We start from the raw sequence: 22,245 nt of genomic DNA, 5'->3' as shown, positions 1-22,245 counted from the left end.
GGTGATAACTCACGCATACGGAGCCTCGCGATGACAACACAACCGATGACGATTACGCTCAGCTCCCAAGCCGCCGACGCGCGCTGGGGTGACAAAGCGTTGCTGAGCAGCAATGACAGTGGCATGACGATTCATCTCACCGGCGCAGATGTGCTGCTGAGTATTCAACGCGCGGCGCGCAAACTCGATGGTCAGGGTATTCGCCATGTCGCCTTAAGCGGCGAAGGCTGGGATCTGGAGAAATGCTGGGCGTTCTGGCAGGGCTACCGTGGCCCGAAAGGATCACGTCAGGTGGAATGGCCGACCCTGAGCGAGCAGGATCAGAACGAATTTGATCGTCGCCTGAAGATCGTGGATTGGGTACGTAACACCATCAACCTGCCTGCTGAAGATCTCAGCCCGGAGCAACTGGCGCACAGCGCGATTGATCTGATTTCTGCTGTCGGCGGCGACGCAGTGAGCTATCGCATCACCAAGGGTGAGGATTTGCGCGAGCAAGGTTATCTCGGCATTCATACCGTTGGTCGTGGCTCAACCCGCGCACCGGTTCTGCTGGCGCTGGATTTCAATCCGGGCGGTGACGAAAATACCCCGGTTTATGCTTGCCTGGTGGGTAAAGGCATCACCTTTGATACCGGTGGTTACAGCCTGAAGCAGAGCGGCTTTATGGACTCGATGAAGTCCGATATGGGCGGGGCAGCAACGGTTACTGGCGCACTGGCGCTGGCGATCTCGCGCGGTCTGAATAAACGCGTGAAGCTGTACCTGTGCTGTGCCGACAACATGGTCAGCGGCAATGCGTTCCGTCTTGGCGATATCATTCGTTACCGCAACGGCAAAACCGTTGAAGTGATGAACACCGACGCGGAAGGGCGTCTGGTGCTGGCCGATGGCCTGATTGACGCCAGCGAGCAGAAGCCGGAACTGTTGATTGACGCAGCAACCCTGACCGGTGCAGCCAAAACTGCGCTCGGTAACGATTACCACGCGCTGTTCACTTTTGATGACGTGTTGGCGCAATCGCTGCTGGGTAGCGCGGCCAGTGAAAACGAAGCCTTCTGGCGTCTGCCGTTGGCGGAGTTCCACCGCAGCCATCTGCCGTCAAACTTTGCTGATCTCAATAACATCGCCAGCCCGGCACACTCCGCCGGTGCCAGCAGCGCGGCCGCGTTTCTGTCGCACTTCGTCAGTCAATATCAACAGGGCTGGCTGCATATCGACTGCTCAGCGACCTACCGCAAAAGCGCGGTTGATCAATGGTCAGCAGGCGCAACCGGCCTCGGGGTTCGCACCATCGCGAACTTGTTACTGAAATAATGTCCCGTTAAGGCACATTACGTAGCGGCGCGGGTTTGAAAATGACGCGCGATAAATCGCGCCGCTACGGAGCAGTGCAGACACGTATTTTTGGAAAAACCAAACCATGAGTAACCGTCTTGAAGAGGTGCTGAAACTGGCTGCCACCGAGCCTGCGCACCGCCCGGAGTTCTTTCAGTTGCTGCTTGAAGCCGATGTCTGGGTGCCGGGTGAAAGCAGTGCGCAGCAGTTCGACGCCACCACACCGGTCGATCTTCAGCACTGGGAAAAGGAAGACGGCGGTAGCGTCATCCCCTTTTTCACGTCTGAACAGGCGATGAGCGAAGCCATCAAAGATGAGCAACCTTACCTGCGTCTGCCGGTACGCACCTTGTTTGAAATGACACTGGGTGAAACCTTGTTCCTCAACCCGAAACTCCCGGCAGGGAAAGAATTTTCACCGGGCGAAATTGCGCATCTACTGGGTGAAGAGGGCAGCGCGCTCAGCCAGCAAACGGTACTGGAAGGCGGCCATGCCTTGCTGCTCTCCGAAGTGGCTGAGCCACCGGCGCAGATGGTTGACTCACTTACCCAGCTGTTTGCCAAATATAAACAGGTACGACGCGCGTATATTGCCAGCATTCGTGAGCAGGCCGATGAGACGCCAAATCTGTTGATTGGCATCGAGGCGGATAGCGATATTGACGCGATTATCCAGGCGGCGGGCAGCGTGGCGACAGATACGCTCACCGACGATGTGCCGATCGATCTCTGTGAAGTGGTTAGTGGCGAGCATGGCGTCAGCCATTTCTTCACCGCCCACATTACGCCTTTTTACGAGCGCCGCTGGGGCAGCTTCCTGCGCGATTTTAAAGGCAGTCAGCGCATTATCTAAAACTGAATTCTCTGTAGCGGCGCGATTTATCGCGCGGATTTTTCTGGCACCGCGCGCGATAAATCGCGCCGCTACGATGATTATTTCTCGATTGGGAGGTCGTCGCGACTTCCCCATTCACCCCAGGAGCCGTCGTACAGGGTAACATCCCGCACGCCAAGCGATGTCAGCGCCAGAATCACCACCACCGCCGTCACGCCTGAGCCACAGCTGGCGATGATCGGTTGTTCCAGCTTCACGCCTGCCTTCTCAAATTCCGTACGCAGTTCTGCGGCGGGTTTCAGTGCACCATTCGCCACCAGATTGTTCCACGGCACGTTACGGCTGTTGGGGATGTGGCCACGCAGCAGGCCGGGACGCGGCTCGTCGACTTCAGCATTGAAGCGATTCGCGGCGCGAGCATCGACAATCTGTGCGCCACCCTCATGGCTGATCAACAACACATCGGTCAACCGTTTCACCTGGGTGCTGTCATACTTCGCCTCAAACTCCCCTTCAGATAAGCTTACCGGGCCGGTCGCCAGCGCGTAACCTGCCGCTTTCCAGCCGGCCAGGCCGCCCGCGAGGATCGACACATTAACGCAGCCAAAGGCGCGTAACATCCACCAGGCGCGTGGTGCGGAGAACAGGTTGCCTTCGTCGTAAACCACCAGATGTTTATCCTGGCTGACGCCCAGTTCGCGCATCGCCACGGCAAAGGCCTCGGCACGCGGCATCATGTGTGGGTAAGGGCTGGTATGATCGGACAGGGCTTCGATATTAAAGAAAGGGGCGTTGGGCAGATGCCCGGCCAGATACTCTGCCTGGATATCACGTACCGCTTCCTGGCCGGGTGGCAACATGCGCGCATCCAGCACCTGTAGGGTTTCCTCGGTGTAATGTTCTTTTAACCAGTCAGCAGACACAAACAGGGGAGCTGTCATAGCAACCTCTTCTCATCAATCGGGAAAGACTCAGTGTCCGGGAATGTGGACGCTATCTCAAGGGTTAGTAAGGAGAAAGTTGGGGATGGTCATTCGGGTATGGCACATTTTTGGTCGGCTTGCCCCGACAAAAATCAATTATTTTCAATAATTCCTCTGATCGACGATAGGCAACGCCCGATGATGTCCCTATAATCGCCCCGTTTTCTTACCGGGCGGGTTCCCGGTTTCTTCAGGATGCTAAATATAGAGGTCAACATGGCAATCGAACGTACTTTCTCAATCGTTAAACCAAACGCTGTCGCCAAGAACGTGATTGGTGCAATCTACAACCGTTTTGAAAGCGCGGGCTTCAAAATCGTTGGCGCTAAAATGCTGCACCTGACCAAAGAGCAGGCTGAAGGCTTCTACGCGGAGCACAAAGGCCGTCCGTTCTTCGACGGTTTGGTTGAATTCATGACCTCTGGTCCGGTTGTGGTTTCTGTACTGGAAGGTGAAAACGCTGTTCAGCGTCACCGTGATCTGATGGGTGCAACCAACCCGGACAACGCGCTGGCAGGCACTCTGCGTGCTGACTACGCAGACAGCTTCACCGAGAACGCCACTCACGGTTCAGATTCAGCAGAATCCGCTGCGCGTGAAATCGCGTACTTCTTCGCTGAAAACGAAGTCTGCCCGCGCACTCGCTAAGGTGGCGTAAGGTTTACACCTTTTAACCCGGTGTAAATCTGTTCCCCTGGCATCATGCCGCAGATGTAGTACAATTATGCGCCCTTGTTGAGCCTGCTCAGCAAGGGCGCTGTTTTTTTCCTATTCTTAACCAGAGCCATAACGTGTAACAACGAGGCCAGAGAACATTATGTCCGAACAGATTGTGACGCCGTCGTCCGCTTCCCCCGTGGTTGTCTCCCCAAAAAACGAAAAAATTAACCTGCTGGATCTCAACCGTCAGCAAATGCGCGAATTCTTTGTTTCGCTGGGTGAAAAACCATTTCGTGCCGATCAGGTAATGAAGTGGATGTATCACTACTGCTGCGATGATTTCGAGCAGATGACTGACATCAACAAAGTGCTGCGTGGCAAACTGATGCAGCTCACTGAGATTCGCGCCCCGGAAGTGGCTGAAGAGAAGCGATCCAGCGATGGCACCATCAAATGGGCGATCCGCGTGGGCGACCAACTGGTGGAAACCGTGTACATCCCTGAAGATGACCGCGCTACGCTGTGCGTCTCTTCCCAGGTAGGTTGTGCACTGGAGTGCAAATTCTGTTCGACGGCGCAGCAAGGTTTTAACCGTAACCTGCGCGTATCAGAAATTATCGGTCAGGTGTGGCGTGCGGCGAAAATTATCGGTGCCGCCAAAGTGACCGGCCAGCGTCCGATCACCAACGTGGTGATGATGGGCATGGGCGAACCGTTGCTGAACCTCAACAACGTTGTACCGGCGATGGAAATCATGCTGGATGACTTCGGTTTTGGTCTGTCCAAACGTCGCGTAACCTTGTCGACCTCAGGTGTGGTTCCGGCGCTGGATAAGCTGGGCGATATGATTGACGTCGCATTGGCAATCTCACTGCACGCACCGAACGACAAGCTGCGCGATGACATCGTGCCGATTAACAAGAAATACAACATCGAAACCTTCCTCGCGGCGGTGAAACGTTACCTGGCGAAGTCGAATGCGAACCAGGGACGCGTCACTATCGAGTACGTGCTGCTGGATCACGTTAATGACAGCACTGACGATGCCCATCAGTTGGCCGAATTGCTGAAAGACACGCCGAGTAAAATCAACCTGATTCCGTGGAACCCCTTCCCGGGTGCGCCGTATGGCCGCAGCTCCAACAGTCGCGTTGATCGTTTCTCTAAAGTCTTGATGGAGTATGGTTTTACCACCATCGTGCGTAAAACCCGTGGTGACGATATTGATGCCGCCTGTGGTCAGTTAGCGGGCGATGTTATCGACCGTACCAAACGTACCATGCGTAAAAAGATGGCCGGTGAAGCCATCTCTGTGAAGGCGCTCTGAAACTCCGCGCCTGGTGATATTCACCAGGCGCAACTCATGTCAGTCTCTTCCGCCTGAATCACTCAGGGAGAACGGACAATGAGTAAGGGATTACCGGCAGTGTTATTGGCAGGCTTTGTTGTAACCGGTTGTGTCAGTGAGCCCGCGCATCAGGGCGCGGCAGATATTCGTTTGCAGCTTGGATTGCACTATCTGGCGGTGCAGGATTTTCCGTCTGCGCAGCGTAATTTGCTGCGAGCACAACAAGCTGCGCCACAGGACTATCGTGTTCCTTTGGCGCTTGCACGCGTGGCTCAGGCGCAGCAGAATATCGCGCAAACGCGTTGGTACTACCAGCGCGCGCAGCAGCTGGCTCCTGCCAACGGTTACGTCGCTAACAATTACGGTGCGTTTCTCTGCGGTTTGAGGCAGTATGACGAATCGCATCAACAGTTTAAGTTAGCGGCTGATGCGCAGGAACCCGACGCCCGTCACGATGCATTATTATTTTCGGGCTATTGTTACCTGCAAGCTGAAGATAATGCCGCTGCGCGGGGGCAATTAACTCGCGCGTTGGATGAAGCACCGGAGCAGGGCAGGCAACTGCTGACGGAGGCGGAAAGGCAGTTTGATCAGCAAGCGTGGAACAAGGTTTCACTGCTCTTAGAGGTTTATGACCACAGGCTGCCTGCCAGTGCAGACAGTTTATGGTTACAGATACGTTTCGCCGCGCAACAGGGAAACGCTGCTGACGTTACACGTTATGGCGACCGGTTGGCGCGAAGTTTTCCACAATCGATACAGTACCAGCGTTATTTAGCTAATGAATACTGAAGCCACTCAAGAGAAATCTGCAGTACATTCCACAGGTGAACGCCTGCGACTGGCCCGTGAGCAGATGGGGCTGACCCAGCAAAACGTCGCCGAACGCCTGTGCCTGAAACTTTCCACCGTACGTGATATTGAAGAGGACAAGTCGCCAGCCGATTTAGCCTCCACTTTCCTGCGCGGTTACATTCGTTCCTACGCGCGTCTGGTGCATGTACCGGAGGACGACTTGTTGCCGATGATGGCGAAACAGGCACCGGTGCGTGCCGCCAAAATCGAGCCGATGCAGAGCTTCTCCTTGGGTAAACGCCGTAAGAAACGTGATGGCTGGCTGATGATCTTCACCTGGTTGGTGATCTTTGTCGTCATCGGTTTAACCGGTGCCTGGTGGTGGCAGAACCATAAAGCCTCTCAGGAGGAACTGGTGTCGATGGCTGACCAGAACGGCAGCAACAGCGATAACAGCCAGTCAATTCCGTTGGGCGATAACAGCAGCAACGACACCACTGCCGATGCCGATACTAACGGTGCCGGCACGCCAGTGGATAACGGTGCGGGTGCGGTTGCTACCCCGAACACATCCGCTCAGAGCAGCACTGCGCCAGCAACAACGCCTGCTGCGCCAGCCGCACAAAGCAATGACAACGCGGTGGTATCCCCGAGCCAGGCTCCGGTCGATACCACACCGCCACCTGCGACCTCTCCTGCGCCGGTCAATAGCGTGGAAGGTCAGTTGCCCACCGGTGGCGCTGGCGTAAGCCAGGCACCGAGCGATCCAAACGCGCTGGTGATGAACTTCAGTGCCGACTGCTGGCTGGAAGTGACCGACGCGAGCGGTAAAAAGCTGTTCAGCGGCCTGCAACGCAGTGGCGGTAAACTTAGCCTTGCCGGTCAGCCTCCGTATCGTCTGAAAATTGGTGCGCCAGCGGCTGTGCAGGTGCAATATCAGAATCAGCCCGTTGATTTGAGTCGTTTTATCCGTAATAACCAGGTTGCTCGTCTGACCGTGGGTGCGCAATAACGCGCACCTCACCTGCCGGGCAATTGTGGAGAGAGAATATGCATAACGAAGCACCCATTATCCGTCGCAAATCAACGCGGATTTACGTCGGCAAGGTGCCAGTCGGCGATGGTGCGCCTATTGCCGTTCAGTCGATGACCAACACCCGCACCACGGATGTTGAAGCGACGGTCAATCAGATCAAAGCGCTGGAGCGCGTGGGCGTTGATATCGTCCGTGTCTCAGTGCCGACGATGGATGCGGCGGAAGCCTTCAAACTGATTAAGCAACAGGTCAATGTGCCGCTGGTGGCGGATATTCACTTTGACTACCGCATTGCACTGAAAGTCGCGGAATACGGTGTCGATTGTCTGCGTATTAACCCAGGCAATATCGGCAACAACGAGCGTATTCGTCAGGTAGTGGATTGCGCACGTCACTACAATATTCCGATCCGTATCGGCGTTAACGCCGGTTCACTGGAAAAAGATTTGCAGGAAAAGTACGGCGAACCCACGCCGCAGGCGCTGCTGGAATCAGCGATGCGCCATGTGGATCACCTCGATCGTCTCAACTTTGATCAGTTCAAAGTCAGCGTCAAAGCCTCGGATGTCTTCCTCGCGGTGGAATCTTATCGCCTGCTGGCGAAAGCCATCGATCAACCGCTGCACCTCGGGATCACTGAAGCGGGCGGCGCGCGTGCCGGTGCGGTGAAATCCGCTATCGGTTTAGGGCTGCTGCTGTCTGAAGGAATCGGCGATACGCTGCGTATTTCGTTGGCGGCCGATCCGGTGGAAGAAGTCAAAGTCGGTTATGACATCCTCAAATCACTGCGTATTCGCTCACGCGGCATCAACTTTATTGCCTGTCCGACCTGTTCGCGTCAGGAGTTTGATGTGATCGGCACGGTGAATGCGCTCGAGGAACGCCTTGAAGACATCATCACGCCGATGGATGTCTCGATTATTGGATGCGTGGTCAACGGACCTGGCGAAGCGACCGTCTCCACGCTCGGTGTGACCGGCGGTAATAAGAAAAGTGGTTTCTACGAAGATGGCGTGCGTCAGCGCGACCGCCTCGACAATCAGGACATGATCGACCAGTTGGAGGCGCGTATTCGTGCCAAGGCATCGATGCTGGACGAAAGCCGTCGCATCAACGTGCAGCAGCTGGAAAAATAAGGGAAGGTACGCATCCGCGTACCCGTTTGTGATTGAACCTGTGCGGTTTCATCCTCATAAGGTATGATGCCGGACAGGTTTTTTTGTCTTAAGAGATTCTAACGTGGCGAAGAATATTCAAGCGATTCGCGGGATGAACGATTACCTGCCAGCAGATACGGCAATCTGGCAGCGTATTGAAGGTACGCTCAAGCAGGTGCTGGCCAGCTATGGTTTCAGTGAAATTCGCCTGCCGATCGTTGAGCAGACTCCGTTGTTCAGCCGCGCGATTGGTGAAGTCACCGACGTGGTTGAAAAAGAGATGTACACCTTTGAGGACCGCAATGGCGAAAGCCTGACGCTGCGTCCTGAAGGCACGGCGGGCTGCGTGCGCGCCGGTATCGAACACGGTTTGCTGTATAACCAGGAGCAGCGTCTGTGGTACATGGGCCCGATGTTCCGTTATGAGCGCCCCCAGAAAGGTCGTTACCGTCAGTTCCACCAGATGGGTGCGGAAGTGTTTGGTCTGCAAGGACCCGATATTGACGCGGAACTGATTATGATGACCGCGCGCTGGTGGAAAGCGCTGGGTATCGCCGACCATGTCCAACTGGAGCTGAACTCTATCGGTTCCCTGGAAGCGCGTGCCAACTATCGTGACGCGCTGGTGGCCTTCCTCGAAAAGCACAAAGAGGTGCTGGACGAAGATTGCAAACGCCGCATGTACACCAATCCACTGCGTGTGCTTGATAGCAAAAATCCGGACGTCCAGCAGCTGTTGAATGATGCGCCGACGCTGGGTGACTTCCTTGATGAAGACTCCCGCGCGCACTTCAGTGGCCTGTGTGCTCTGCTGGATGATGCCGGTATCAAGTACAGCATCAACCAACGCCTGGTACGTGGTCTCGACTATTACAACCGTACCGTGTTTGAGTGGGTGACCAGTGCGCTGGGTTCACAAGGCACAGTGTGTGCGGGTGGTCGCTATGATGGCCTGGTGGAGCAACTGGGCGGTCGCGCGACGCCAGCCGTTGGATTTGCCATGGGAATGGAGCGCATGGTGTTGCTGGTTCAGGCCGTTAACCCGGAATTTGAACCGACGCGCATTGTTGATGTCTATGTTATCGCTTCGGGGCAGGGCGTACAGTCTGCCGCGATGCAACTGGCGGAAAAACTGCGTGATGCTGACCCACAATTGAAGCTGATGACCAACTTCGGTGGTGGTAACTTCAAGAAGCAGTTTGCCCGTGCAGACAAGTGGGGCGCGCGCATTGCGCTGGTGCTGGGTGAAGATGAAGTGGCAACCGGGCAGGTAGTGATTAAAGACCTGCGTACCGGCGATCAGCAGACGCTGGCCCAGAGTGAAGCCGCCGCGACGTTGCGCACGCTGTTGCAGTAAGCGTGCATCGCAACAGCCATTTTTAGGAGAAAGATTGCGTGGAAGTTTACAGCAACGAAAACGAACAGGTTGATGCGCTGCGTCGCTTTTTTGCCAACAATGGCAAGGCGCTGGCGGTAGGCGTTGTCATTGGTATCGCAGCATTGGGTGGCTGGCGTTTTTGGGCCAGCCATCAAGCAGGTGCCGATAAAGCAGCCTCAGCACAGTATCAGCAGCTGACCAGTGCCATGCAGGCTGATAAGCCGCAAACGCTGGAAGCGGTTGCCAGTTTTGCCAGTGCAAACAACAACACCTACGGTGCGTTGGCGTCTCTGGACCTGGCGAAGCAGTACGTTGAGACCAACCAGCTGGACAAAGCTATCGCTCTGTTGCAGAGCGGGCTGAAAGATACCAAAGATGCCAACCTGCAGGCGGTCATTAACCTGCGTCTGGCACGCATTCAACTGCAACAAAATCAGGCCGATGCCGCACTTTCTACCCTCAACAATGTTAAGGGTGATGGCTGGACAGCTATCGTAGCGGACATTCGTGGCGAAGCGCTGCTGAGCAAAGGCGACAAGCAGGGCGCGCGTGATGCCTGGAGCAAAGGTGCGGAGTCGCAAGCTTCTCCGGCACTGAAGCAAATGTTGCAGATGAAGATGAATAACTTAAGTTAAGCCAGTCAAGAGAGCGCACATGGAATTACGTAAATACCTGCTGCCAGGGCTGATTTCAGTCACCCTGCTCAGCGGTTGCTCGCTGTTCAGCGGCGAAGAAGATGTAGTGAAAATGGCCCCGCTGCCGAAGGTTGAAAACCAGTTTACGCCGCAAACCGCGTGGAGTACCTCGGTTGGCGATGGTGTGGGTGATTTCTACTCCAATCTGCATCCGGCCTGGCAGGACGGTACCGTCTATGCGGCTGACCGCTTTGGCGTGGTGAAAGCGCTTGATGCCAGCAACGGCAAAGAAAAATGGAAAGTGAATCTCTCTGAGAAGACCGGCTTCTTCTCGAAAAACATCTCCGCTCTGCTGTCAGGTGGTGTCACCGCGAACGGCGATCACATCTTTATCGGTAGTGAACGCGGTCAGGTCTTTGCACTGAACACCAGCGATGGCAGCATTGCCTGGCAGACGAAGGTCGCGGGTGAAGCGTTGTCGCGTCCGGTGGTCAGCGATGGCCTGGTACTGATTCACACCAGCAACGGTCAGTTGCAGGGACTGGATCAGGCCACGGGTGCCATCAAGTGGAGCGTCAACCTGGATATGCCAGCGCTGTCACTGCGTGGTGAATCCGCGCCAGCGGTTGCCTTCGGCGGTGCGATTGTTGGCGGTGACAATGGTCGCGTCAGCGCAGTGATCATGAACCAGGGGCAGTTGATTTGGCAGCAGCGTATTTCGCAGCCAAGTGGTGCGACTGAGATCGATCGTCTGAACGATGTCGATACCACGCCGGTGATCGTCAATGGCGTGGTTTACGCGCTGGCCTACAACGGCAACCTGACGGCGCTGGACCTGCGTTCAGGCCAGATTATCTGGAAACGCGAAATCGGTGGTGTGAAAGATCTGATTGTTGATGGTGGCCGTATTTACCTGGTTGACCAGAATGACCGCGTCGATGCGCTGAACGCCGATGGCGGTGTGGCTATCTGGCGTCAGAGTGAGTTGCTGCACCGTAACCTGACTTCCCCGGTGCTGTTTGACGGCTACCTGGTGGTGGGTGACAGTGAAGGCTACGTGCACTGGATCAATACGCTGGATGGCCGCTTTGTGGCACAGCAGAAACTCGACAGCTCCGGCTTCCAGACCGAACCGGTGGTGGCGGGTGACAAGCTGCTGATTCAGTCAAAAGACGGTGAGGTTTACGCCGTCTCCCGTTAAGGGCCTGGTCTGGCTGTAGGTTACGACGGCTCCTGATTGTTCAGGGGCCGTTTCGTTTTTATGGTATTCTTAGCGCCTTCAGCCTGAACCTTACGGCAAATGCCGTTATAATCACGCCATTCGGGCGATTAAATTTTAAAAACTGAGGCAAGTGTTATGGTACCTGTGGTCGCGCTGGTTGGGCGTCCCAATGTGGGAAAATCTACGCTGTTTAACCGCTTAACGCGCACCCGTGATGCGCTGGTGGCGGATTTTCCTGGACTGACTCGCGATCGCAAATATGGTCGCGCCGAAGTTGAAGGGCGCGAATTTATTGTTATTGATACCGGTGGTATCGATGGCACCGAAGAAGGCGTCGAAAACCGCATGGCGGAACAATCGCTGCTGGCGATTGAAGAAGCGGATGTGGTGTTGTTCCTGGTGGATGCCCGTGCGGGTGTGATGCCAGCCGATCAGCAGATCGCCAATCACCTGCGTGCGCGTGAGAAGGCCACGTTCCTGGTGGCGAACAAAACGGACGGTCTTGATCCGGAAGCGGCGGTGCTGGATTTCTACGCGCTCGGCCTCGGTGAGATTCATGCAATCGCGGCCTCTCATGGTCGTGGCGTGACATCGTTGCTGGAAACGGCACTGCTGCCGTGGATGGACGAAGTGGCACCGCTGGAAGTCAGCGAAGAGGACGAAAACGAAGCCTACTGGGCGGCGTTAGCGGCAGAAGAGAACGGTGAGACGCTGGAAGAAGAGGAAGAAGATGACTTCGACCCGACCACGCTGCCAATCAAACTGGCGATTGTGGGCCGTCCTAACGTGGGTAAGTCAACGCTTACTAACCGTATCCTCGGTGAAGACCGTGTGGTGGTGTATGACATGCCGGGTACCACGCGTGACAGCATCTACATCCCGATGGAGCGTGACGATCGTGAATATATTCTGATCGACACCGCCGGTGTACGTAAACGCGGAAAAATCACCGACACCGTGGAGAAATTCTCGGTAATTAAGACCCTACAGGCGATTGAAGACGCTAACGTAGTGATGCTGGTGATTGATGCGCGTGCGGGCATTTCCGATCAGGATCTGTCGCTGTTGGGCTTTATCCTGAACAGTGGGCGCTCACTGGTCATCGTGGTCAACAAATGGGATGGCCTGTCGCAGGAAGTGAAAGATGAAGTGAAAGAGACGCTGGATTTCCGTCTGGGCTTTATCGACTTCGCGCGTGTGCACTTTATCTCGGCCCTGCACGGCAGTGGTGTGGGTAACCTGTTTGAGTCAGTGACCGAAGCTTACGATTGTTCCACCAAGCGTGTGAATACCTCGATGCTGACGCGCATCATGAATATGGCTGCCGAAGACCATCAGCCGCCGCTGGTGCGTGGTCGTCGCGTGAAGCTTAAATACGCGCATGCCGGTGGTTATAACCCGCCGATTGTGGTGATTCATGGTAACCAGGTGAAGGATCTGCCTGATTCCTACAAACGTTATCTGATGAACTACTTCCGCCGTTCACTGAACGTTATGGGTACGCCGATTCGTATTCAGTTCAAAGAAGGGGATAACCCCTATGCAGGCAAACGTAACCTGCTGACGCCAACGCAGCAGCGTAAACGTAAGCGTCTGATGGCGCACCTGAAAAAGAACAAGAAATAAGATGATGAGGGCCAGATTGGCCCTCATTTTTCTATCTGTCTGGAGAACGATATGAGCGCCCATTGCCCCAACTGTCAGCAATTACTCACCCACAGCGATGCGGGATTCGATTGTCGCCATTGCGGCAGCCATTTTGGTGAGATCGCCATCTGCCCGGATTGCCATCAACCGTTGCAGGTGCTGAAAGCCTGTGGCGCAGTGGATTATTTTTGCCAGCACGGCGACGGCCTGATTTCGAAAAAGCGGGTGACGTTTATCCCCGACGTCGCCGAATCGTAGCGGTGCGATTTATCGCGCAATTCCGCGCTCGATGTAAGAAACCCCCGCGCAATAAATCGCGCCGCTACGGAAATATGCTATTTCAGCTTCTTAAATTTTAATAAGTTACGACTGGATTTGTAGCAAAAATGCTATTACCCAGTAACTCCTGCGTTATGGATGTTCACTTTTTAATGTACCAGGTGGTACAATCCTGCCGCCTTGTGGCGAACATCAATAGCGCTTCGCTGTGTCCTTCCTCACAAGACTGCATCTCGGGCGTCGCACCCGTACCAATAGTTCTAAAATAAAGACGTAAACGAAACGATTCCTGCCACAGGCAGGGCACGGGATCTGTGACCGGAAAGCACCCATATCTGGCACCTGCGCTTTATTTTTTCAGGAGAGTTTGTGTTATGGCAGAAAATCCCGCTCGCCCCTGTAAAGGGTTGAGCATCTGGTCTGTATTGTTCGGACTGGTCCTGTTGGCCGTTGGCCTGTTCTTCGCCATCGGCGGTGGTAAGCTGGTTTCTCTTGGCGGCAGCTGGTACTTCCTGATCAGCGGTATTGTTATGCTGCTGTCGGCGGTTCAATTCTTCCGTCGTAAATCTTCAGCCGTTACCCTGTTTATTCTGGTCTTCGCTGGCACCCTGATTTGGGCGCTGGTGGATGCGGGTTGGGTATTCTGGCCGCTGGTTTCACGCCTGATGGTCCCTGCTGGCCTGATGCTGCTGGCGTTCCTGACCTGGCCTGCATTGCGCAAAGCTGAGGGCAAAACCTCGCTGGCTAAAGTCTCTTACGCGCTGTCTGCGGTGATTGCCGTGGGCATGGTGGTGACCTTTGTTCAGATGTTCCAGCCTCATCCGACCGTGGCTTTTGAAGGCAAAGAGCTGCCGCTGATTCCGGTGGATAAAGCGAAACAGCAGAAAGACTGGGACAATTACGGTAACACCCCGGGGGGTAATCGCTTTGTGGCGTTGGACCAGATCACGCGTGATAACGTCAAGGATCTGCAAGTCGCCTGGACGTTCCACACCGGTGATACCCCGATCAGCCCGACCGGTAACGGCGCGGAAGATCAGGAGACCCCGTTGCAGGTTGGCAACACCCTGTACCTGTGTACGCCACACAACAACGTGATTGCGGTTGCGGCTGATACCGGTAAGCAGATCTGGAAACGTGAAATCAACGCCCAGTCTCAGGTGTGGAACCGCTGCCGTGGCCTGGCGTACTTTGACGCGACCAAACCGCTGACGCAACCGACTCAACCTGGCTCAACGCCGGTGACCCCGGTGACTCTGGCGGCGGGTGATACCTGTCAGCGTCGCATTCTGATGAACACCATCGATGCGCGTCTGATTGCTATCAATGCTGACAACGGTGAGTTCTGTGAAGATTTCGGTAACCACGGCGTGGTGGATCTGAAAGCGGGCCTCGGCAACGCACCAGACCCGCAGTATCAGCTGACTTCCGCACCTGCGATGGCAGGTACCACTGTAGTGGTGGGCGGTCGTGTTGCTGATAACGTGCAAACCGACATGCCGGGCGGCGTACTGCGTGGCTTCGACGTCATCACTGGCCAGATGCGTTGGGCGTTTGACCCAGGCAACGTGGACCCGAATGCCGTACTAATGCCGGGCAAAGACTATACCCGCAGCACCCCGAACTCCTGGGCACCAATGTCCTACGATCCGGCGATGAACACCGTGTTCCTGCCGATGGGTAGCTCGTCTGTTGACCTGTATGGTGCAGATCGTACCAAACTGGATCACAAATTCGGCGCATCTATTCTGGCGCTTGATGCGACTACCGGTGAAGAGAAGTGGGTTTACCAGACCGTCCATAACGATCTGTGGGACTTCGACCTGCCGATGCAGCCGAGCCTGGTTGACTTCCCGATGAAGGATGGCACCACTAAGCCTGCGGTCGTGATCGGTGCGAAAACCGGTATGATTTGGGTACTGGACCGCCTGACCGGCAAGCCTTTGACCAAAGTTGAAGAACTGCCGATGCCGCAGGGCCACATCCCGAACGAGCAATACACCAAAACCCAACCGCACTCGGTAGAAATGCCGAACATCGGTAACCAGACCCTGAAAGAGTCTGATATGTGGGGTGCTACGCCGTTCGACCAACTGATGTGTCGTATCAGCTTCAAATCCATGCGTTACAACGGCCTGTTTACCGTGCCGGACACCGATGTGTCCCTCAGCTTCCCGGGTTCACTGGGTGGTATGAACTGGGGTAGCATCTCGTTTGATCCGAACAACCAGTACATGTTCGTCAACGATATGCGTCTGGGCCTGTGGGTGCAGATGGTTCCGCAGGACACCAGCAAAGCAGCTACCAGCAATGGTGGCGAAGCGGTGAACACCGGTATGGGTGCGGTCCCGCTGAAAGGCACACCGTATGCAGTCAACAAAAACCGCTTTATGTCTCCGCTGGGTATTCCGTGCCAGGCTCCGCCGTTCGGTACCATGTCTGCGATTGATATGAAGACCCGTCAGATTGTCTGGCAGGTGCCGGTAGGTACGGTGCAGGATACCGGTCCGTTCGGTATCAAGATGCACGCTCAGATGCCTATTGGTATGCCGACGCTGGGTGGCTCTCTGGCAACGCAGGGTGGCCTGGTATTCTTCGCCGGTACTCAGGATTACTACCTGCGTGCGTTTGACAGCTCAACCGGTAAAGAAGTGTGGAAAGCCCGTCTGCCAGTAGGTAGCCAGGGTGGCCCGATCAGCTACGTGTCTCCGAAAACCGGCAAACAGTACATCCTGATCTCCGCAGGTGGTGCTCGTCAGTCTCCGGACCGTGGTGATTACGTGATCGCCTACGCTCTGCCGTAACCGTCACTGCCTCGGCCAGTGCCTGCTGGCCGGGTAAACGAAAAAAGGACCGACATCGCCGGTCCTTTTTTTATGCCTGTTCGCCATCTCGCCACAGCGCTTCCAGCTCGGGTGGCGCAACCTGCTCAGGAATCAGTATCACAATCGTTCCTGACTGCTGATGGGTGGCATAACTGATTTGCAGGCGAAAATAGCGTTGATCGCCACGCCCCATGCTGGCAGCCTGATCTTCTGGTTCACCCAGTGACATCGCCTGCTCAAGCACGCTGCATACCCGGTGTTTTTGTGGTTCAGGCAATTGCGCCAGGGCAAAACGGCGTTCGCCACGTAAATGTGGGATAAAAGCCAGCCCGCCTTCGCGAGCCAGTTCAATAATCGCATCATCGGTGAGTGGGGGAATGTTCACATTACACCAACCTCCTGCCATGCAGATTGAATTGCATCCGCCACCGAGCGATTAAAGCGTTTGCTGGCATGCTGGATGGTAAAGCCAGCAAAGGTGCTGAAATTCGCATCCTGCGGCAGGCTACGGTCGCATAACGTGTCGTACCATGCCTGACCCGCCAGTTCCCAGGCAAAACCGCCCAGCGCTTTGGCAGCGAGATAAAATGCCCGGTTAGGAATCCCGGAGTTGAGGTGTACGCCACCATTATCATCACGGGTTTCGATGTAATGGGCCATATCGGCAGGTTGCGGATCTTTTCCTAACATCGGATCATCATACGCCGTGCCAGGCGCTGACATGGAGCGCAGGCCGCGTCCGTTGATCCCTTTTGCCAGCAACCCTTCCCCGATGATCCAGTCGGCCTGATCGGCGGTTTGCTGCTGGTGAAATTGTTTTACCAGCGAACCGAACACATCCGACATCGACTCATTCAGCGCACCCGGCTGTGAGAAATAAACCAACCCGGCTTCGCTTTCGGTCACGCCGTGGGTTAACTCATGCGCCACTACGTCGATGGCGATGGTAAAACGATTAAAGATCTCACCATCGCCGTCACCGAACACCATTTGCTGGCCGTTCCAGAACGCGTTCTGATACTCCTTGCCGTAATGCACGGTACCGTCCAGTTTTAACCCCCGGTTATCCAGCGAGTTACGTTGATAGATTTGCCAGTAGAAATCGTAAGTGATCCCGAGATAGTCCCAGGCTTCTTCTGCTGCCACGTCACCGTTGCCAGGCTGGCCTTCCTGGCGTAACAGCGTGCCGGGCAGATTTTGCGTATGTTCGGCATCGTAAATCGCACGCACCACCTGGCCGGGTGTGGCCGCGCTGTTGGGGGAGGTGGTGCGTTTGTGTTCGGCCATCAGATGTTGAACATGGGTCAGCGTGCGGCGTGCATAATCCTGCTGTGGAGCGGAGCCATGCGCAATAATATTGCGTAACATGTAAGGTGGAATCACGCTGTAAGGCATATCAGACTCCCTGACAGATGAATGTGTCAGAAAGTATAGGCCAGGTAGGTCGTGGCGCGATTTATCGGGCGGGTTTACGAGGGGTAAGGGCGGTCACTTCACTTTCCACCCAACCATCATCCAGCCGGGTGCGTAGCAGATCGCCTTTGCTCAGCTGCTGCATTTTCTTCACCACATGGCCCTGGGTATCCGTGGTGACGCTAAAGCCACGCGCCAGGGTCGCCAACGGGCTGACCCCTTCAAGCTGTGCCGCCAGCGTGCCGAAGCGCTGACGATGCTGATTTAACTGGTTCTGCATTCCCTGTTGCAGCCGATATTGCCACTGCTGTAGCTGTTGCTGAGCACGCAAAATACGTGGCTGTGGCTGCTGTGCGTTCAGGCGTTGTAGCAGACGATCCTGTTGATGACTGGCGCTACGCAGACGCTGATCCATTGCGTCATGGAGTTTCTGCTGCAATTGCAGCAGGGCGGTGTTTTGTCGTGCCAGCCGCAGTTGCGGGTGTTGCTGCTGCAAGCGATGCAGAGTACGCGTGTAGCGGCGCTGCTGCTGCGCCAGATAGTAATCCATCGCCATTTCCAGGCGTTGCTGCTGAGATTGCAGACGGCGCAACAATTCCAGCTGATTACGGCTCACCAGCTCAGCGGCGGCTGAGGGGGTTGGCGCACGCAGGTCGGCAACAAAATCGGCGATGGTGACATCAGTTTCGTGGCCGACTGCGCTGACAATCGGCAAGCGGCTGGCAAAAATGGCGCGCGCCACGCGTTCGTCGTTGAAGCTCCACAAATCTTCCAGCGAACCGCCACCACGTCCGACAATCAGCACATCACATTCATCGCGCAGGTTTGCCAGTTCAATGGCACGCACAATCGCAGCGGGGGCATCCACTCCTTGCACCGCGGTGGGATAAATCACCACCGGCAGGGAAGGGTCACGACGGTGCAGCACGCGCAGCACATCGTGCAGCGCCGCGCCGGTTGCCGATGTGATCACCCCAACCTGGCGTGCCGGATCCGGCAACGGTTGTTTAAATTGCTGATCAAATAAACCCTCTGCCGCCAGCCGGGTTTTCAACTGTTCGAACTGCTGCTGCAACAAGCCTTCACCGGCCGGATGCATGCTTTCGATAATCAGTTGATAGTCGCCACGCGGTTCGTACAGCGTGATACTGGCACGCACCAGCACCTGCTGACCGTGCTGGGGGCGAAAGGCCACCCGACGGTTGCTGTTACGGAACATGGCACAGCGTACCTGGGCACCATCATCCTTCAGGGTGAAGTACCAGTGGCCGGATGCCGGTTGGGTAAAGTTGGATATCTCAGCACTGAGCCACACCAGGCCCATTTCATTTTCCAGCAGTTGACGCACCGTGGTATTCAGGCGGCTGACAGTAAAAATATTGGCGGTTGGCGGTAGCGACATGTGATGCAGATCAAATATCAAATCAGAGGGTTAATTAACCGATACTACATGGCTGGTACAGGGGATCAAGAGTTTTTCTGAAAAAACACTGGAGGCAACCGATTTCGGCCTGTATAATGCCGCGGCAATATTTTATCTGTTCTCATTCACCCCCAGGTTGAGATATTGCCATGCTACGAATCGCTAAAGAAGCACTCACATTTGACGACGTTCTGCTCGTTCCTGCTCATTCTACCGTTCTGCCTAACACGGCCGATCTCAGCACCCAACTGACGAAAAACATTCGTCTGAACATCCCTATGCTCTCCGCAGCGATGGACACCGTGACCGAAGCCGGTCTGGCGATCGCGCTGGCACAGGAAGGTGGTCTGGGCTTTATCCACAAAAACATGTCAATTGAGCGCCAGGCGGATGAAGTTCGCAAGGTGAAGAAACACGAAAGCGGCGTGGTCACCGAGCCACAAACCGTGCTGCCGACCACCACCCTGGCGGAAGTGAAAGAACTGACCGAGCGTAACGGCTTTGCCGGTTACCCGGTGGTTAACGCCGACAACGAATTGGTAGGTATCATCACCGGTCGTGACGTGCGTTTCGTGACCGATCTGAGCCAGCCAGTTTCTGCGGTGATGACACCGAAAGAGCGCCTGGTCACGGTGAAAGAGGGCGAAGCCCGTGACATCGTGTTGCAGAAAATGCACGAAAAACGCGTTGAGAAAGCGCTGGTGGTGGATGACAGCTTCCACCTGCTGGGCATGATCACCGTTAAAGATTTCCAGAAAGCCGAACGTAAACCTAACGCCTGTAAAGATGCGCAGGGCCGTCTGCGTGTGGGTGCGGCGGTAGGTGCCGGTGCGGGCAACGAAGAGCGTGTTGATGCGCTGGTTGCGGCAGGCGTGGACGTTCTGCTGATCGACTCCTCACACGGTCACTCTGAAGGTGTGTTGCAGCGTATCCGTGAAACTCGTGCGAAATACCCGGACCTCGAGATTATCGGCGGCAACGTTGCCACCGGTGCTGGTGCTCTGGCGCTGGCGCAGGCGGGTGTGAGCGCGGTGAAAGTGGGTATTGGCCCTGGCTCCATCTGTACTACCCGTATCGTAACCGGCGTAGGTGTTCCGCAGATCACCGCCGTTTCTGACGCGGTAGAAGCGCTGGAAGGTACCGGTATTCCGGTAATTGCTGATGGCGGTATCCGTTTCTCTGGCGACATCGCAAAAGCAATCGCAGCCGGTGCGGCGGCAGTCATGGTCGGCTCTATGCTGGCGGGTACGGAAGAATCTCCGGGTGAAATCGAGCTGTATCAGGGCCGTTCATTCAAATCCTACCGTGGCATGGGTTCGCTGGGTGCGATGTCTAAAGGTTCTTCAGACCGTTACTTCCAGACCGATAACGCCGCCGACAAACTGGTGCCGGAAGGTATCGAAGGTCGTGTAGCCTATAAAGGCCGTCTGAAAGAGATCGTGCACCAGCAGATGGGCGGTTTGCGCTCCTGTATGGGTCTGACCGGTTGTCCGACTATCGATGACCTGCGCACCAAAGCTGAATTTGTGCGTATCAGCGGCGCAGGCATTCAGGAGAGCCACGTCCATGACGTGACCATCACCAAAGAGTCGCCGAACTACCGCTTGGGTTCATAATCCCGTAAGATTTACCGCCCGGCTTTAGCCGGGCGCTTTTATTATTAAGTCCATCCCAATGGAAACGCCGCAATGACGACTGAAAATATTCATAAACATCGCATTTTGATCCTCGATTTTGGTTCTCAGTATACGCAACTGGTCGCGCGCCGCGTGCGTGAGCTGGGCGTCTACTGCGAACTCTGGGCGTGGGATGTCACCGAAGAGCAAATTCGTCAGTTCAACCCGAACGGCATCATTCTTTCTGGCGGCCCGGAAAGTACCACCGAACTGAACAGCCCGCGTGCACCGGAATACGTTTTCAACGCTGGCGTGCCGGTGCTGGGCGTGTGCTATGGCATGCAGACCATGGCGATGCAGCTGGGTGGTAAAGTTGAAGGCTCCACCGAACGTGAGTTTGGTTATGCGCAGGTTGAAGTGACAACCCCGAGCGCGCTGATTCGTGACATCGAAGATGCCATCAGCGACGCAGGCAAACCGCTGCTGGACGTATGGATGAGCCACGGTGACAAAGTGACTGCCATCCCGGCTGACTTCGTTACCGTCGCCAGCACCGAAACCTGTCCGTTTGCCATCATGGCCAACGAAGAGAAGCGTTTTTACGGCGTGCAGTTCCACCCGGAAGTGACTCACACCCGTCAGGGGCTGCGTATGCTGGAGCGCTTTGTGCGCGATATCTGCGGCTGTGAAGCGCTGTGGACCCCGGCAAAAATCATCGAAGATGCGGTTGAGCGTATTCGCGAGCAGGTTGGCGAAGACAAAGTCATCCTTGGCCTGTCTGGCGGCGTGGATTCTTCCGTCACTGCGATGCTGCTGCACCGCGCGATTGGTGACCGTCTGACCTGTGTATTCGTCGACAACGGCCTGCTGCGTTTGAACGAAGCTGACCAGGTGCTGGAGATGTTTGGCGACCACTTCGGGCTGAACATTGTCCACGTAGCGGCGGAAACGCGTTTCCTTGAAGCGCTGGCGGGTGAAAACGATCCGGAAGCCAAACGCAAAATCATCGGTCGCGTATTCGTTGAAGTCTTCGACGAAGAAGCGGGCAAACTGACTGACGTAAAATGGCTGGCGCAGGGCACCATCTATCCGGATGTGATTGAGTCTGCGGCTTCTGCCACTGGCAAAGCGCATGTCATCAAATCGCACCACAACGTCGGTGGCCTGCCGAAAGAGATGAAGTTAGGTCTGGTCGAGCCGCTGAAAGAGTTGTTCAAAGACGAAGTGCGCAAAATCGGTCTGGAGCTGGGCCTGCCATACGCCATGCTGTACCGTCACCCGTTCCCGGGTCCAGGCCTTGGCGTGCGCGTGCTGGGCGAAGTGAAGAAAGAGTATTGCGATCTGCTGCGTCGTGCCGATGCCATCTTCATTGAAGAACTGCATAAAGCTGACCTGTATAACAAAGTCAGCCAGGCGTTCACCGTGTTCCTGCCGGTCCGTTCCGTGGGTGTGATGGGCGATGGTCGTAAATACGATTGGGTAGTGTCACTGCGCGCAGTCGAAACCATCGACTTTATGACCGCACATTGGGCGCACCTGCCGTATGACTTCCTTGGCCGTGTCTCCAACCGCATCATCAACGAAGTGAACGGTATTTCACGCGTGGTTTATGATATTTCGGGTAAACCACCGGCAACCATTGAGTGGGAATAATC

The 22,245-nt window shown here is 55.6% G+C and carries 19 protein-coding genes; 15 read left to right on the top strand and 4 right to left on the bottom strand.

Translation table 11 applies throughout. The features are described 5' to 3' along the window. The first annotated feature begins 30 nt into the window (after window positions 1-30). A complete protein-coding gene (gene pepB, locus AC6I8T_RS15560; protein WP_415175658.1) occupies window positions 31-1,317 on the top strand; it encodes an aminopeptidase PepB in 1,287 nt (428 codons plus the stop codon). Window positions 1,318-1,423: 106 nt separating this feature from the next. Further along, entirely contained in the window at window positions 1,424-2,191 is a 768-nt protein-coding gene (sseB, locus tag AC6I8T_RS15555; RefSeq protein ID WP_021184351.1) for an enhanced serine sensitivity protein SseB, read from the top strand. A gap of 80 nt (window positions 2,192-2,271) precedes the next feature. On the opposite strand, the gene sseA is transcribed toward sseB, so the two are convergent. Beyond that, window positions 2,272-3,114, bottom strand: coding sequence for a 3-mercaptopyruvate sulfurtransferase (gene sseA / locus AC6I8T_RS15550; protein WP_208723815.1), 843 nt, complete (start codon window positions 3,112-3,114; stop codon window positions 2,272-2,274). A gap of 258 nt (window positions 3,115-3,372) precedes the next feature. On the opposite strand from sseA, the gene ndk reads away from it, so the two are divergent. From ndk to AC6I8T_RS15495, 11 genes are all read left to right on the top strand, one after another. After that, window positions 3,373-3,804 (top strand): nucleoside-diphosphate kinase, encoded by a 432-nt coding sequence (ndk, locus tag AC6I8T_RS15545; RefSeq protein ID WP_007884899.1) that lies wholly within the window; start codon window positions 3,373-3,375, stop codon window positions 3,802-3,804. A gap of 169 nt (window positions 3,805-3,973) precedes the next feature. Beyond that, window positions 3,974-5,143: a dual-specificity RNA methyltransferase RlmN gene (gene rlmN, locus AC6I8T_RS15540; protein ID WP_013510084.1), complete on the top strand. Its 1,170-nt coding sequence runs from the start codon at window positions 3,974-3,976 to the stop codon at window positions 5,141-5,143. Between the two features lie 78 nt (window positions 5,144-5,221). Beyond that, entirely contained in the window at window positions 5,222-5,956 is a 735-nt protein-coding gene (pilW, locus tag AC6I8T_RS15535) for a type IV pilus biogenesis/stability protein PilW (protein ID WP_208723816.1), read from the top strand. After that, window positions 5,946-6,971: a cytoskeleton protein RodZ gene (gene rodZ, locus AC6I8T_RS15530; protein ID WP_497834101.1), complete on the top strand. Its 1,026-nt coding sequence runs from the start codon at window positions 5,946-5,948 to the stop codon at window positions 6,969-6,971. The genes pilW and rodZ overlap by 11 nt, the downstream gene beginning before the upstream one ends. Before the next feature lie 38 nt (window positions 6,972-7,009). Continuing rightward, window positions 7,010-8,131 (top strand): flavodoxin-dependent (E)-4-hydroxy-3-methylbut-2-enyl-diphosphate synthase, encoded by a 1,122-nt coding sequence (gene ispG, locus AC6I8T_RS15525; RefSeq protein ID WP_013510081.1) that lies wholly within the window; start codon window positions 7,010-7,012, stop codon window positions 8,129-8,131. A 103-nt stretch (window positions 8,132-8,234) separates the two neighbouring features. Beyond that, window positions 8,235-9,509 (top strand): histidine--tRNA ligase, encoded by a 1,275-nt coding sequence (gene hisS, locus AC6I8T_RS15520; protein WP_208723818.1) that lies wholly within the window; start codon window positions 8,235-8,237, stop codon window positions 9,507-9,509. Between the two features lie 38 nt (window positions 9,510-9,547). Beyond that, window positions 9,548-10,165 carry a YfgM family protein gene (locus AC6I8T_RS15515; protein WP_021184346.1) on the top strand — a complete coding sequence of 206 codons (618 nt, stop codon included), beginning with the start codon at window positions 9,548-9,550 and terminating at the stop codon, window positions 10,163-10,165. 19 nt (window positions 10,166-10,184) lie between these two features. Then, window positions 10,185-11,366 carry an outer membrane protein assembly factor BamB gene (bamB, locus tag AC6I8T_RS15510; RefSeq protein ID WP_497834100.1) on the top strand — a complete coding sequence of 394 codons (1,182 nt, stop codon included), beginning with the start codon at window positions 10,185-10,187 and terminating at the stop codon, window positions 11,364-11,366. A gap of 156 nt (window positions 11,367-11,522) precedes the next feature. Then, the gene (gene der / locus AC6I8T_RS15505) at window positions 11,523-13,013 is read left to right on the top strand and encodes a ribosome biogenesis GTPase Der (protein WP_208723820.1); all 1,491 of its coding nucleotides are present in this window, start codon (window positions 11,523-11,525) and stop codon (window positions 13,011-13,013) included. 51 nt (window positions 13,014-13,064) lie between these two features. Beyond that, the gene (locus tag AC6I8T_RS15500) at window positions 13,065-13,292 is read left to right on the top strand and encodes a zinc ribbon domain-containing protein (RefSeq protein ID WP_021184343.1); all 228 of its coding nucleotides are present in this window, start codon (window positions 13,065-13,067) and stop codon (window positions 13,290-13,292) included. Window positions 13,293-13,687: 395 nt separating this feature from the next. Continuing rightward, window positions 13,688-16,117 carry a glucose/quinate/shikimate family membrane-bound PQQ-dependent dehydrogenase gene (locus AC6I8T_RS15495; protein WP_497834099.1) on the top strand — a complete coding sequence of 810 codons (2,430 nt, stop codon included), beginning with the start codon at window positions 13,688-13,690 and terminating at the stop codon, window positions 16,115-16,117. Window positions 16,118-16,187: 70 nt separating this feature from the next. Here the strand turns inward: AC6I8T_RS15495 and AC6I8T_RS15490 are convergent, their stop codons facing one another. The 3 genes from AC6I8T_RS15490 to xseA all read right to left on the bottom strand — a co-directional run bounded on the left by AC6I8T_RS15490 (window position 16,188) and on the right by xseA (window position 18,953). Beyond that, window positions 16,188-16,544: a protealysin inhibitor emfourin gene (locus AC6I8T_RS15490; RefSeq protein ID WP_497834098.1), complete on the bottom strand. Its 357-nt coding sequence runs from the start codon at window positions 16,542-16,544 to the stop codon at window positions 16,188-16,190. Next, window positions 16,520-17,533, bottom strand: a complete 1,014-nt coding sequence (locus tag AC6I8T_RS15485; RefSeq protein ID WP_208723822.1) for a M4 family metallopeptidase — start codon at window positions 17,531-17,533, stop codon at window positions 16,520-16,522. Before AC6I8T_RS15485 ends, AC6I8T_RS15490 begins: the two co-directional genes overlap by 25 nt. A gap of 61 nt (window positions 17,534-17,594) precedes the next feature. Next, window positions 17,595-18,953 carry an exodeoxyribonuclease VII large subunit gene (gene xseA, locus AC6I8T_RS15480; protein ID WP_208723823.1) on the bottom strand — a complete coding sequence of 453 codons (1,359 nt, stop codon included), beginning with the start codon at window positions 18,951-18,953 and terminating at the stop codon, window positions 17,595-17,597. A 170-nt stretch (window positions 18,954-19,123) separates the two neighbouring features. Here xseA and guaB point away from each other — a divergent pair, with 170 nt between their 5' ends. Further along, window positions 19,124-20,590, top strand: coding sequence for an IMP dehydrogenase (guaB, locus tag AC6I8T_RS15475; protein ID WP_013510071.1), 1,467 nt, complete (start codon window positions 19,124-19,126; stop codon window positions 20,588-20,590). A 72-nt stretch (window positions 20,591-20,662) separates the two neighbouring features. After that, a complete protein-coding gene (guaA, locus tag AC6I8T_RS15470; RefSeq protein ID WP_021184338.1) occupies window positions 20,663-22,243 on the top strand; it encodes a glutamine-hydrolyzing GMP synthase in 1,581 nt (526 codons plus the stop codon). Window positions 22,244-22,245 lie beyond the last annotated feature (2 nt).

It is taken from the genome of Pantoea sp. X-Soil-OKNW-556 (assembly GCF_059730695.1).
The sequence above is the reverse complement of the archived record's forward strand: the minus strand, read 5'-3'. Positions and strand labels throughout refer to the sequence as shown.

Bases quoted from the DNA above. Each gene is read 5' to 3' on its own strand.
- AC6I8T_RS15485 (WP_208723822.1), bottom strand. From the start codon at position 17,533: ATGCCTTACAGCGTGATTCCACCTTACATGTTACGCAATATTATTGCG.
- sseB (WP_021184351.1), top strand. From the start codon at position 1,424: ATGAGTAACCGTCTTGAAGAGGTGCTGAAACTGGCTGCCACCGAGCCT.
- guaB (WP_013510071.1), top strand. From the start codon at position 19,124: ATGCTACGAATCGCTAAAGAAGCACTCACATTTGACGACGTTCTGCTC.
- AC6I8T_RS15500 (WP_021184343.1), top strand. From the start codon at position 13,065: ATGAGCGCCCATTGCCCCAACTGTCAGCAATTACTCACCCACAGCGAT.
- AC6I8T_RS15490 (WP_497834098.1), bottom strand. From the start codon at position 16,544: ATGGCAGGAGGTTGGTGTAATGTGAACATTCCCCCACTCACCGATGAT.
- bamB (WP_497834100.1), top strand. From the start codon at position 10,185: ATGGAATTACGTAAATACCTGCTGCCAGGGCTGATTTCAGTCACCCTG.
- ndk (WP_007884899.1), top strand. From the start codon at position 3,373: ATGGCAATCGAACGTACTTTCTCAATCGTTAAACCAAACGCTGTCGCC.
- ispG (WP_013510081.1), top strand. From the start codon at position 7,010: ATGCATAACGAAGCACCCATTATCCGTCGCAAATCAACGCGGATTTAC.
- rlmN (WP_013510084.1), top strand. From the start codon at position 3,974: ATGTCCGAACAGATTGTGACGCCGTCGTCCGCTTCCCCCGTGGTTGTC.
- guaA (WP_021184338.1), top strand. From the start codon at position 20,663: ATGACGACTGAAAATATTCATAAACATCGCATTTTGATCCTCGATTTT.
- pilW (WP_208723816.1), top strand. From the start codon at position 5,222: ATGAGTAAGGGATTACCGGCAGTGTTATTGGCAGGCTTTGTTGTAACC.
- xseA (WP_208723823.1), bottom strand. From the start codon at position 18,953: ATGTCGCTACCGCCAACCGCCAATATTTTTACTGTCAGCCGCCTGAAT.
- sseA (WP_208723815.1), bottom strand. From the start codon at position 3,114: ATGACAGCTCCCCTGTTTGTGTCTGCTGACTGGTTAAAAGAACATTAC.
- der (WP_208723820.1), top strand. From the start codon at position 11,523: ATGGTACCTGTGGTCGCGCTGGTTGGGCGTCCCAATGTGGGAAAATCT.
- AC6I8T_RS15495 (WP_497834099.1), top strand. From the start codon at position 13,688: ATGGCAGAAAATCCCGCTCGCCCCTGTAAAGGGTTGAGCATCTGGTCT.
- pepB (WP_415175658.1), top strand. From the start codon at position 31: ATGACAACACAACCGATGACGATTACGCTCAGCTCCCAAGCCGCCGAC.
- rodZ (WP_497834101.1), top strand. From the start codon at position 5,946: ATGAATACTGAAGCCACTCAAGAGAAATCTGCAGTACATTCCACAGGT.